Annotated in this window: 7 protein-coding genes; all 7 read right to left on the bottom strand. The window is 43.3% G+C overall.

Features of this window, described 5'->3' with window-relative positions; genetic code table 11:
- Window positions 1-4 precede the first annotated feature (4 nt).
- The 7 genes from LLW17_RS14525 to LLW17_RS14495 all read right to left on the bottom strand — a co-directional run bounded on the left by LLW17_RS14525 (window position 5) and on the right by LLW17_RS14495 (window position 13,648).
- Window positions 5-3,373 carry a VCBS repeat-containing protein gene (locus LLW17_RS14525; protein WP_228231016.1) on the bottom strand — a complete coding sequence of 1,123 codons (3,369 nt, stop codon included), beginning with the start codon at window positions 3,371-3,373 and terminating at the stop codon, window positions 5-7.
- 85 nt (window positions 3,374-3,458) lie between these two features.
- On the bottom strand, window positions 3,459-4,982 hold the full coding sequence (locus LLW17_RS14520) for a SusD/RagB family nutrient-binding outer membrane lipoprotein (protein WP_228231015.1): 1,524 nt from the start codon (window positions 4,980-4,982) through the stop codon (window positions 3,459-3,461).
- A gap of 10 nt (window positions 4,983-4,992) precedes the next feature.
- Entirely contained in the window at window positions 4,993-8,091 is a 3,099-nt protein-coding gene (locus LLW17_RS14515; protein WP_228231014.1) for a SusC/RagA family TonB-linked outer membrane protein, read from the bottom strand.
- 519 nt (window positions 8,092-8,610) lie between these two features.
- A complete protein-coding gene (locus tag LLW17_RS14510) occupies window positions 8,611-9,657 on the bottom strand; it encodes a sialidase family protein (RefSeq protein WP_228231013.1) in 1,047 nt (348 codons plus the stop codon).
- A gap of 2 nt (window positions 9,658-9,659) precedes the next feature.
- Complete coding sequence (locus tag LLW17_RS14505) at window positions 9,660-10,298, bottom strand: copper homeostasis protein CutC (RefSeq protein WP_228231012.1); 639 nt, start codon at window positions 10,296-10,298, stop codon at window positions 9,660-9,662.
- Window positions 10,299-10,303: 5 nt separating this feature from the next.
- A complete protein-coding gene (locus LLW17_RS14500; protein ID WP_228231011.1) occupies window positions 10,304-12,181 on the bottom strand; it encodes a beta-N-acetylhexosaminidase in 1,878 nt (625 codons plus the stop codon).
- A 12-nt stretch (window positions 12,182-12,193) separates the two neighbouring features.
- A complete protein-coding gene (locus LLW17_RS14495) occupies window positions 12,194-13,648 on the bottom strand; it encodes an alpha-L-fucosidase (protein ID WP_228231010.1) in 1,455 nt (484 codons plus the stop codon).
- Between the last annotated feature and the right edge of the window lie 2 nt (window positions 13,649-13,650).

The raw sequence follows: 13,650 nt of genomic DNA, 5'->3' as shown, positions 1-13,650 counted from the left end.
CTTATCAGTTAGTTAGAGCTTTTGGAGCCACATCGTTTTTCAATTTAAACCATTGTGCCTCGCTATCATTATTAGCCACAAGTACAAAACGATCTTTCCCTATTTGTATCTCGGTTATTTTCCTGGCGTCCCGATTTGCAAAAAAGCCGGAGCCTAAAACCGAAACGGGCTCAAAACCGCCTGCGCCATTACCTAAAAGCAACAGTCCCGTACCGGCATCATTGCGTGGCGTTTCAATTTCTGAAACGAAAAGATTACCCACTGCCAAAACATCGAGATTACCATCGCTGTCGAAATCTTCAACCAGCAAATCATTAATGCTTGAAAGCTGTGCCATTCTGGGTAATTCATGCATTTCAATGCCCCCATCACCGGTATTCTCAAGGTAAACCGAAGCAAACGTATCTGCCACGTAATGCAGGGATTTATCGAGTTTTTTCTCGCCATAAATCGCGTCGAGTTCCAGAGATGCAAAAATATCGTACTGCTTTATTTCAGCCTTAAGCCCGGGAATCTGTTGAGAAGAGCATGAAAAACCTCTAAGCGGAAAGTGTTTATCATCATCGTGATAGCTGAGTACAATATCGTAAGACCCATTCCCATCAAAATCGTTGTAATAAATATCGAAAGGCTCTTCCGAAGAGGTCTGGTATTTATAGTTTAGCCCCAGATTGCCAACTATAAAATCTTCATCTCCATCCCTATCAAAATCTCCCTTTACAATAGCAAACCACCACCCTGTCGAATTCCCTAAACCCATTGTATCTGCCCGCTTTAGATTCCCGTTTGTATTTAAGAATACCGTTACCGGCATCCATTCCCCCACCAACATTAAATCTGAATCGCCGTCCCCGTCTATGTCAGACCAGACTGCATCGGTAACCATCCCGATATTTTCCAATTCGGGTGCCAGTTCTTTGGTTCTATTAACCAAACGATTATTCTCGTTGACTAGCAACATACTGCTTGCCGGAAGCGGGTACTGATGTGGCCAGTGCTTTCCGCCCACAAACAAGTCGATATCACCGTCATTATCATAATCTAACGCTCTAACCGCAGAACCGCTGTCGCGACCAATATTCTGAATGGCTCCTTTTTTAAAATTTCCTTTTTGGTCATTGAGATATATGCGATCTACATAATGAAAATCGTTTACGGGATATTCATTACCGCCACTTACCACGTACAAATCCTGAAAACCATCGCCATCTACATCAAAAAATACGGCATCTACATCTTCAAAGGCATTTTCCTTATCCCAGAAATCAGCGTTTATTGATTCGAACTTTCCATCTTCATCCTGAACAAAAAGTCTTGGGGAGTAACCACTTGCTCCTCCAAAAAATAAATCTTCTAATCCGTCATTATTTACATCTCCCTTAGCCAGGGCCGGGCCAAACTGTGACATTTTATGCGGAAGCAGTACCTGATTGGTGTAATCGTCGTAGTCATTCTCAGTATGAACCAATTGAATGGGAACAGCTTCGGTTTTCTCGAAAAATTTCGACTCATTTTGATCTGCAACTGGCCCAGAGCTGGCATCAGCTTCTTCCATTACCAAAGTGAGTTCCCGGTTTGCAGGGAGATTTTTAAGAATTGTCTTTTGACTGTTTGGCCAAATGACCACAAGACTGTCTAAACGGGTCGCTGCTCCAAGTCCGAAATGAGCGGTTTGCTCACTGGTGCTGTAGATTCCTCTTACGTTTGTAGTTTCCAGCAATTGAGATTGACCCGAGTTGTAAGCGACTATTCGCGAACCCAGAACCGGCTTATGAGCGTTACTGTTAAGCTTTACTCTCAAATAATTGGCATTTCTGAACTGCTCTGCATTGTTCTTATACACAAAGGCCTCGGCATTGATGTTATTTACGACCAGATCCAGATCGCCGTCGTTATCGAGATCAGCATAGGCCGCTCCATTAGAAAAGGATTCCTGATCAAGTCCCCATGCTTCCGTTACTTTATCAAACTTAAGATCATCTTTGTTTTTATATGCGTAATTTTTCAAAGGTTGAGACGGAATGAGTTCTAAAATACGGTCGAGTTCTACAACGTCCCAAACACTAACTTCAGAATTGTCGTCAGGATTTTCTGCGGCATAATTCTGCAAGGCTTCGGCTACATACTTAGCTACTTTTTTATCTGCATCGGTATTCCGGATATCGCGTAAAAGACCGTTTGAAACGTAAGTGTCTTTTAACCCATCGTTATCAAAATCTGCGATAAGGTTACTCCAGCTCCAGTCAGTCTTCGCCATTCCAAAAAGTTGGGCAACATCGCTGTAAGTACCGTTTCCGTTAGAAAGCTGAAACGTATTGTACATATATTGATAATGCCCGCCGTCGTTTACCACTTTCCAAAATGCATCCGGATTCATTCCGCTCATATTGGCTTTGGAGCGGTAATTGTCTTCCGCCGCCATATCAACGGTAAAAATATCGAGTTGGCCATCATTATTGATGTCTGCCACATCAACTCCCATACTGTAAAAGGATATGTGATTCATGGCCTCATCAATCACATTGCTAAAGGTTCCGTCCTGATTATTGATGTAGAGCAAATCTGGAGCATCAAAATCGTTGGCTACGTAGATGTCTGTCCAGCCGTCATTGTTGAAATCACTGGTGGATACTGCATTGGGATAGCCTGATTTAGCCACTCCTGCAAGGGATGAAACCTCAACAAAAGAATTACCACCCCGATTCTTATAGAGCTTAATATGATATTCAGGCCTTAACAGGTTAGTACCGGAATACTTGGAATAGCTCCCGGGATTGGGTGGTTGGGTGAGCAGGATCAGATCGAGAAAACCATCTTTATTATAATCAAAAAAGGAAGCGTGACGCGTGCGCTGTTGATCAGCCACACCATACTGCTCTGCCGATTCTGTAAACGTCGCATCACCGTTGTTGATATACAATAAATTACGACGCAGTTCAGGTTTCTCATCATACAATTCGCGGCTTAGGTAAATATCCGGCCAGCCATCATTATTTACGTCTGCCACCGTTACGCCTGTAGTCCAACCGCCATCGTGTACCAAACCGGAATTTGCGGAAGCATCTTCAAACTTCAAATCACCTGTGTTGAGATACAACTTACCGTCTACGAGGTTTCCTGCGAAATAGATGTCCTGCAAACCATCCCGATTAAAATCACCAATACCTACTCCTGCCCCGCCGTAAAAATTGTCGTAAAGCAAAATATTACGTTCGGTATTTTCATCCAGAAGATTATTGAAATGAATCCCTGTTTTTGAAGATTCAAGCAGAGTGAATTGCTTAAGCTGCTCTATTGATGTTTGCGCATGTATGAAAATGCCATTAAAAATCAGAGCAATGCAGTAGAAGCTAAGGGTACAAAATCTGTTCATAAAAAGCATCTGTAGATTTAAAAATATACAAAAAAAGGGAGAGTCTCCTCTCCCTTTTTTATAAGGCTAGATCAAAAAAATAAGCTTATTCGGCATCCCACCACATACGTGTAGTAAGTCTATCTGGTCCCTGATCTGAAATTACTGCATTGTAATTCTCAGCATTAAGAACAGCTTCATTAGTAGGATAAACCAAACGGCGAGGAATAGTCCCGCCCGTATCATTACCCTCGTAATTCACAGGAGTAAGTGCCGGTATTCCGGTACGTCTCCAGTTTGCATAGGCCTCATATTCATTCAGGAAAATAGCGAGGTAATACTGGGTGTTAATCTGTTCTAAGGCATTAGCAGCATCGTATGGATTGGCTGTTAGATAATCTGCAATCGCAGTATCTGAAATAGTTGCTCCCGGGTCATATATTGCAAGATACTTCATCGCAGCAGTAACCCCATCTTCATAATGCGTAGCCGCAGCAGCTGCGCCACCCGCAAGGCCCCATCTTACGGCAGCTTCGGCAAGCATAAACTCTACCTCCGCATACGTTTGCCAGAACATAGGTGCTCCCTCACTCATCAAGAATTTAGAGTTTGGTTCAGAATAGGTACTCAAATCAGCACCACCGCTATAGCTTTGGATTGTAGTTGCATCGAGACCATTAGGTAAGCCTTTTTGGTTGGCAGGGTTGTCATCAACTACCCCATTATCTGGAGGAAGTGCAGCATATACCCGTATTCTTGGATCATTACGCTCTTCAAGCATATCAAGAAAGGTCTTGCTTATACGAGCAGAGCGATCTGCTGTAAATACTTCTCCATTACCGTTTCTAATGATACCATTACCTCCGGTCTGGTGCGTGATGTAAGCGATATCATCATAAGATTCCATCACCCCACCTGCGATTGCTTTGCCGGCCCACTCCTGAGCGGCAGCAGGATCAACTTTCACCATACGCAAAGCCAAACGAAGCATTAACGAGTTGCCCCATTTCTTCCATTTTGAAAGATCGCCATTATAAATAATATCTGCTGATCCTATCGTTGAGGTTCCACTGCTTAGGGCAGTTGTGGCTTCTTCAAGTTCTTTAAGCATATCTGCATAGATGTCTTCCTGCTTGTCATAAACCGGTCTGGTTACCCCTTCAATAAAGGCCTTTCCTGCCTGAGAATAAGGAACATCCCCATACAGGTCAGTGATTCGGCTGTAAGCAAAAACACGCAGTATTCTTACCATCGCATATTCCGGAGAACCCGTTAGTTCTTCAGATTCCAACTGAAACTTCATATCTTCAATGGACTTAATAGTCTGCGGATATTGTGCATCCCAGTATGCCGAAGAATAGGCCGCATTATAAAAATACTTGTCTCCACTCCAGTAGCCCTGTGTATTTGCAAGGTGCTGAATCATTGTTGAGCAGTAAATTAAGTTTCCCCTCCAGGATTCATAGCGTTGTCCTGAAGCATATAGAATTGCTTTTGGAAACTTATATTGAAGATCAAGTTCATTTGATTTGGTAGGATCAACGTTAAGTTCGTCAAACCCCTTGTCGCACGAAACCCCGGTAGTTAATACGAGAAGTAGTAGCGTCGCTTTTATTAAAATATTTTTCATGTTTCTTTTTTTAAAACTTTACATCAACACTTAATCCGTAACTTCTTGTGGAAGGCAGTCCAAAACGCTCAATACCATTTGCGAACGTATTGTTATAAGCAGATTCCGGATCTATATTTTCGGTTTTTCTCATTAAGAAGAATAGGTTTCTACCTATGAAAGAGACACGTGCACTTCTAATAAATGTACTTTCAAGAAGACTGGATGGTAGTGAATAGCCTAGGCTTAGCTGTCTTAGTTTGATAAAATCAGCGTCCTGAACGTTAGCCTCCGCTATATCGTAAAGTCTTTGATAGTACGTTCTTAGATTCTCTGGCGCAATAGTCGTTGAGAAATCATTACCTGCTGCATTGACTCCGGTAACTGTTAGGCCATTTTCTCGCCCTACCAAAGTGTTTTTACTTGAACCATAGTAATTTGCAAAAGCACTTGTTCCTGAGAATATATCACCACCAAACTTGCCGTCAATTAAGAAGGAAAACTCGAAATTCTTATAATTAAAGGTATTGGTAATACCCATTGTCCACGGTGCAACACCCTGACCTATGACATCATTTGGACCTATCGTAGGAGCACCATTGCTATCGTACTGAATGTTTCCATCCTCATCTCGTATAAAAGTGGTTCCGTAAATGGTGGCTGCTGGATATCCTACCAAGAATCCCGATTGCGAGTTAACTCCATAAGCTGCATCACCCGGAAAAATGGGGTTACCATCATTATCTGTCTTGGTAACTTCGTTTTTATTGTAAGTAAGATTGTAACTCACGTTCCATTCAAAATCTGTGTTTTTAACAGGACTTCCACTTAATAACATTTCAACACCTCTGTTTTGAAGCTCTCCGATGTTGATACTCGCACTGCTATAACCCGAAGCTGTGGAAGTATTTATGTTTACGATATCATTCTCTGTCTTATTTGAGTAATAGGTTAAATCAAGATTTAAACGACTCTTAAATAAGCGCAGGTCCAAACCTACTTCATATTCCTTCTTTGAAAAAGGTTCCAGATTTTCATTAGGCAGTGAAGAATTGTTTATACCACCCAAAGAAACTGTTGGTCCGGTAGCTGTATAGGTATCTGTAATAGCATAGGTTAAAGCCAGTTGATACGGATCATTAGCACCACCACCTACATCAGAATAGCCGGCTCTTAGTTTACCAAAGCTGATCCATTCCGGCATCTCAAAAGCATCTGAGAAGACAAAACTGGAGTTAACGGAAGGATAGAAATAGTTGTTAGGCGCGGTTTTACCTTCTTTGGAAAGTGTTGAGAACCAGTCATTTCTTCCGGTTACAGTTACATATAGGTAGTTTCTAAATGAAAACTCTGATGAGAAATAAACTCCATTTCTCTTTACCCGACTCAATTGATAACTGTAATTTCTATTGGCCACATTCTCGATATTTACCAGTGACGGAATAACAAAGTCATTCCCGATTAAATTGATAAACTCGTTTTTCACATAGTTAGAGTTGGCACCAACCAAAGTTGAAGTCGCAATATCATCAGTAATTTGTTTGTCAAAACCTAAAATCACGTCGGCGTCAACAGTTTTCACATTGAACGTTTGTTCCTGCATTCCGCCTCTTGGTTTATAAGCAGTACCGTAAGGCTCAACCGAAGTTAAACGAGCCGTAAATTGATCTATACCTGTTCTGCCTAAAAGATAAAGCTCGTCTGTAAATTGATATTTAAGGGTCGTAGAACCTATAAATCTGTCTTTATCGCTTTCATTGCTGAATCTATAAGCAGTCCAATACGGGTTTTGATGATACTGATTAGAAGAAATTAAAAACTCTGTTCCTTCTTCGTTAAAACCAGGCTTGTAATTATTTACATCAATGTTTGGAGGTGAAAGCGCTACAGTAAAGTTTCCATTACCCGGAGAATCTGAAGATCGGGGACGGTTGTTAACTCCCTCAATGATGTATTTTCCACTTACGTTAAGGGTAAGTTTGTCTGCAAGCACAGCTCCTGCATTTAAAGAAAATGTCTTTCTGTTCAAACCTGCATTTGGGGTTATATCATCATTAGACAAATCGGTAGCTGAAAAACGTAAATTGTAATTCTCCCCTGCCTGACTAATGGCGACTGTATTAATGGCAGTTGTTCCGGTCTCATAATACTTGTCAATGTTATCGCCTGTATATGCATAAGGACGGCTCACTCCGTCAAACTGTACTGCAGAAGATACGCTACCCAATCTGGCTCCCCAGGATTGCATTCCCGCGTCTAAAGCTTCCTGCTGAGAAGAAGGCGCCACTCCATTGATACCCTGCCCATAAGTTGTTTGAAACTCATAAAGATCAGTCATTACAGTCTCTAACTGGTAAGAGCTTGAGATATCAATACCAAGTCCCTTTTGCCCTTTACCTGATTTTGTAGTAATCACGATAACCCCGGCAGATGCACGTGACCCGTAAAGTGCAGCGGCAGCACCCCCTTTTAGCACGCTTATGCTTTCAATGTCATCCGGGTTAATACCGGAAACACCGTCACCAAAGTCTGAACCACCCCATCTGCTGGCAGACCCCAGATTTTGGTTGTTAATAGGGATTCCATCTACGATATACAATGGCTGTGAAGTACCACTTAAAGACGACACACCCCGTATCACCACTTTACTCGTACCTGCAGGTCCTGTAGCCGCTCCCGTTATATTAACACCTGCGATTTTACCTTGAAGGGCATTGATGGCATTTACCTGAGGAACTTCTGCTACGGCCTCACCACTTACTTCAGTAAGTGAGTAACCCAAAGCCTTTTGCTCCTTTTTGATACCTAATGCGGTAACCACAACGGCATTGAGTTCTTCTGTACTTTCCTCTAAGCTTATGTTAATAACACCGCCGGAAGAAGCAGGCCGCTCTACTGTAACAAAGCCAAGAGCAGAAAATTCAAGAATTGCATTAGAGCCGGAAACATCAATAGAATAGTTGCCGTCAAAATCTGTTGACGTTCCATTAGAAGTGCCTTTTTCAATAACATTTACTCCCGGCACAGGATTTCCCGAAGAATCGGTAACTGTACCTGTAACGGTCTGGGCCAGAATTCCGGAGAAACTCAAAAGACCAAAAACCAAGAGGTATATAGTTTTCAACTTCATTTTAGATAGGTTTTTAGATGATTTAATTGTTTAGAAATTGTTTGCATTCATAGTTAACAGCAGAGAACCTGAAAGTAGTATCTGAGTTCCCGGTTGTTATACGTTTCAGGACTTAGTTAAGTCCCGTTTTTACTGGGTTTTCAGCATCTGATACATAATATTTTATCATAGAATATTGGTTTTGATTAGGTTATGTTTTTGTTAGTGAAAGCTTAATTCTTTCTTAAAGATGTTTATAAATTCATGTTAAAAGAAACTATTTCGACAGATAACACCTCTCAGAAGTTAAGTAACAAAATAGGCTATGTAGACAACCTCTGGAAAATGACAAATAACAGGTTTAAACTCCTAAACGTTGAAATATTAATCTGTATCGGGCATTTCCAATGATTAAACCCTATAGAATTATAGTTAAATCTGAAGAATTCAAATTTGAAAAGACTGAAGAATCCGAACTATACAACTAAAAGATACACCTAGAACCCGGCTAGCATTTCTTCTGAAGTAATTACATTTAGGTTACCTCTCAACCCGAAGCTTCACATACCTGATTTTGTTGCGGTTGTGGGTATAGGAGATATGTACAAATCCCTGAGCGTCCTGAATGATCGCCGGATAGCTAAACTCACCTTCGGTTGCGTTTTTCAGGACTAAAACATCTTCCCAGTTGTCACCGTCTGCACTGTAGGCCAGATTGAGTTTGTTACGACCGTCTGCCCAGTCTGCACCGGCCTCGGTGGGATTGTAAACCAATAGAAAAGTACCATCTTCTAAAGTCACTGCATCTACCCCGCTGTTGGGATTGAGCACCTTACTTGTTACAGCTTCAGACCAGGTTTTACCATTGTCGTTGCTCGTACTTTCCATCAAATAATTCTGATCGCTGCGCATTAAGGCTTTTAAACTTCCGTCTTTAAGCTGAAGTAGGCTAGGCTGAATCACCTTTACCGTATCTGCGGAAGGAATGGCTATCCTTTCCGATGTATAGCCCTGATCATAGGACAGTTCAATATGGGATTTCCAGACCTCGCCCCCTTCGCTTTCAACGCTTGACGGACTCACAATCACGCCAGATCCCAATTGGATGGGTTTATTTTTTACAGGACCAAGGATGCCGTCGGGTAGCCGTTTTGCTTCAGACCAGGTTTTACCGGTATCTCCTGAAACTTTCAACATTCCCCACCAGGTTGAGGGTGACGGACCTTCTTTATAAAACAGGAGTAATTTATTCTCGGCATTCTTAAATAAAACCGGATTCCAGGTAGGATAGCTTATACTGTCAATCGCAGTCTGGCCGTCAGCCACTTTTTCAGGTACAGACCAGGCGTTCTGAGTGAGCCGACTGGTGTAGATACTTACCTCAGGATGCCGCTCGTATTCCCCGCCGAACCATGCCGCGAGAATCTCACCGTCAAGGGTTTCCACAAGCGTTGAAGCGTGACATTGTTTAAACGGAGCCTCGTTAAAAATAAATTCATCTGCTATTATCTGTACCTGTGGTGTTTGATTCTGAACGCAGGAATTTAGCAGAAACCCGGCAAAGAATAGTATGAAAATGCGGTACATAATCACTTGCTCAATTCGCCTACAATGCGGCTTCCGTGATAGGCTTTGGCTCCCAAATGTGCGTGAAGCTCCTGCAAATTAAACTGGGTTATTTTTCCGGCAGGCATAACCTCGATTTTATCAGCTGCTAACTCGAGCATGGCTTTCAACGTCTCCGCTCCATCAAAAGCATTCGATTTTCCGCCTGAGGTAAGCACGGTATCTATTCCATTAAGCTCCAATACCTGTTGTAAAGCTTCGAGCGGATTTGGAGTTGCGTCGATGGATTTATGAATCACCACGTTTAAAGGTTTTGCCGCTTTGGTCAATTGCTTTAGCGCTTCGATATTTAAGGTATTGTCCGGATTCAGGGCTCCAAATACCACCCCTTCAGCACCGAGCTTTTTACACAACTCGATTCCGCTTTGCATATGATTGAGCTCCTCTTCGTTGTATTTAAAATCCCCATTGCGTGGTCTGATGATCACCCGAACCGGAATCTTTACCTGCCCGATCACTTTTTTGATCAGATCGGGCGCAGGGGTGAGTCCGTCAAAAGCCAGGTAGGCACAGAGTTCCAGGCGGTCTGCTCCCTTTGCCTCGGCAGCCAGGGCCTGTTCTAACGATTCTACACAAGCTTCTTTTAAATAGGGTGATGCCATAAAAATTAGTTTTTGGGTTGCGGAGTTAACATAGTTTCAGAAGTAATGCTTCCCAACAACTTAGAGTCTGAAAATAGTCCGGCTTTAACCGTGATTCCTGCTTTAAGCTTCAGTGGTTTCTCATACGCGTTTGAAGACGCTGTTGGCGTGCTTCCGTCTAAAGTATAACGCACACTTCCCTCCCATTGCGGATGTAATACGACCTCAAAATTTTTAGCTTTTTCATCGTATTCTGCCCGAATCTCCACATTGTAAATCGTATTGGAATAGTTGAGATCCTGCAACTCATAGCGCTCCAATTGCTGCGGAATGCGTTTTTTAAAACTCTCCCAGTCTTTGTGATCCTCCCCGCTCCAAACCACCTCAGCCAATGCACTGATACGTGGAAAAACCATATACTCCCTGCTGTCTGAAGTGGGTAAATACTCCGTCCACACATTGGCCTGAGCGCCCATAATGTATTGAGCCTCTTCATCAGACAGGGCATCAGGCGTGGGTTTGTAAGAATATACTTTTTCCAATGGCAGGTATCCGCCTATGTTTAAGGGTTCCTGATCGGGATCGCCCTGCCCATGGTCAAAATACAAATGCGAACCCGGCGACATCACGACATAATGTGCATCCTTCGCGGCAGCAATTCCACCTTCTTCCCCGCGCCAGGACATGACCGCAGCGTTTGGTGCCAGCCCCCCTTCCAGAATTTCATCCCAACCGATGATTTGACGGCCTTTTGAATTCAGGAATTTTTCAATACGGGTGATGAAATAACTCTGCAACTCGTGCTCATCTTTCAATCCTAAGGAATCTATTTTAAACTGAATGCGCTCCGAAGTTTCCCATTGGTCTTTTGGTGCCTCATCCCCACCAATATGGATGTATTTGGAAGGAAAAATATCCATCACTTCAACCAAAACATCTTCGAGAAAATCAAATGTGCTTTCTTCCACATTAAAAATATCCGGAAAAACACCCCAGGTGGTTACCGTTTTAACCGGCTCATCTGTATTTCCCAATTGGGGATACGATGCAACTGCGGCGGTGGCGTGACCGGGCATTTCGATCTCGGGTACCACAGCAATGTAGCGCTCTTTGGCGTAAGCAACAATTTCGCGGGCTTCCTCTTGTGTGTAGTATCCGCCGTAGCGCTTGCCGTCGTATTTGCCGGTTCCGTAATGACCTACTAGAGTCGAGTCGCGATACGCACCCACTTCAGTCAGCAACGGATATTTTTTGATCTGTAAGCGCCAACCCTGATCTTCAGTTAAATGCCAGTGAAAGGTATTCAGCTTATGCGCCGCCATCTGATCCAGGTATTTTTTGATAAATGCTATCGAACTGATGTGCCGCCCGGTGTCCAGGTGCAAACCACGCCATTTATAAGCCGGAACATCGGTAATTGTTACTGCAGGAACCGTCCAGTCTACTGCACGTACTACTTCATTTTTAACCACTTCAGGCGGAAGCAACTGATATACCGTTTGCAGGGCGTAGAAAAGTCCGGCAGGTTTATTTGCCTGGGCTAAAATATGATTTGGAGTTACTTCCAGGTGATACCCTTCTGCACCTAATTCTTCATCAGATAAAAGCTGAAAAACCACCGCGTGTTGCTGATCTTCAAAGTCAGCAAGTGGCCGTATGGGCAGCAGCATGCCGCTTACGGTTCGCAATTGCTTCTGAAAGCTTTCGGCAATGTGCATAACTTCAGCCTGAGCAGAATCTGCATACAAAACCGTACGCTGATCGATCACAAAATTGCCCTCACCCAACTCATATTCCGTTGGAATAGGAATTACTGAAAGCTCAGCTTTTTGAGCGCTCAGATTTCCGCAAAGCGAAAAAATAACAAGTGCAAGGCTTATACGTAACATTACAGAATGTTTCATAGGATTGGATTTTTAATACACTTCTACGTTTGAAATCAACGGACAAGCCAAAGCTTCTGTGATCTCCACTTTTACTTTTGAGGTTTCCACCCCGTTTAATTTTAAAATGCGTTTGTGACCGATGGTGGTCTCGCTGGCGATTTCCTTCCAGGCGTTATTTTCCCAGACTGAAACGGTAAAAGCCGCTACGCGTTGCCCCAGCTTTATATATTCCTGAAGCACCAGATAATTCAGTTTTTGAGGTGCATCCCAGGTCAGTTCCAGGCTTCCTGTGGTCACACCGTCATCAGTTGTCCAGTAGGTTTCAGCTTTACCATCTAATACTTTTGCCGCATCAAATACTTCGACCTTACCGCGATGGCTGCTTGCGGTAGCCGTTGCTTTTTCCGCCAGGTTAGTAGCAAAAACGCTGTCTAATATCTTGCGGAATCCCTGCAGGGCGGCCACATCATTTTCGTGAAACAGACCTCGACGATCGGGAGGAATATTGAGCAACAAGGTTGAACCGCGCCCTACCGAAGTGAGGTACAATTCAAATAAATTTTCGGGTGTGCGTACCAGCGAATCTTCCGAAGCATGATAAAACCATCCCGGACGGATGGATGTATTTACCTCGGCCGGTACCCAGCTGGTTCCGTCAGGAGAACCGGTTTGAAGCAAATCATAAATATCAGACTTGCCCGCATACAAAGTATCGGTGGTAATGGTGTTCCAGTTGGTTTTTCCGCCTATCCCGGCCTCGTTGCCTACCCAACGCAAATCGGGTCCCGCATCGCTAAAAAACAACACCTGCGGCTGCATTTCTTTAGCCATTGCAATAGTCTTAGGCCAATCGTAATAGGTCTCGCGGTCTATTTTGCGTTCTTCATTATCCCCGCCATAATAGCCATCGCCACCGTTAGCGCCGTCAAACCACATTTCAAAAACCGGCCCGTAACCGGTAAACAATTCTTTGACCTGGTTGCGGTAATAATCGACATACGAGGGTTCGCCATAATCAGCACGATTGCGGTCCCAGGGAGACAGATAGACTCCAAAATCGAGATCGTATTTCTTAGCCGATTGCGCTACTTGCTTTACCAAATCGCCCTTCCCGTCTTTATACGGACTCGCGGCAATATCGTGCTCGGTATAGGCTGAAGGCCACAGCGCAAAACCATCATGGTGTTTGGCGGTTAAAATTGCACCGCTAAATCCGGCATCTTTAAGGGTAGACATCCACTGGTCGGTGTCAAGCCCGGTGGGATTAAAAAGTTCGGGAGACTCATCACCATAACCCCATTCCTTATCGGTAAAGGTGTTGATGGTAAAATGAATAAATGCATTCATTTCCATATCGTACCAGGCCAATTGTTCGGCACTTGGTAGTGGACCGTATGGTTCCGGTGCTTCGTTATTTTTATCCTGCTCGCACGAACTAAAGAGGAGTATGGAAAGAATGGCGGTAAAACCAAATATCTGTTTCATAA

The sequence above is a fragment of the Leeuwenhoekiella parthenopeia genome (assembly GCF_020782115.1).
GTDB classification, from domain to species: domain Bacteria; phylum Bacteroidota; class Bacteroidia; order Flavobacteriales; family Flavobacteriaceae; genus Leeuwenhoekiella; species Leeuwenhoekiella parthenopeia.
The sequence above is the reverse complement of the archived record's forward strand: the minus strand, read 5'-3'. Positions and strand labels throughout refer to the sequence as shown.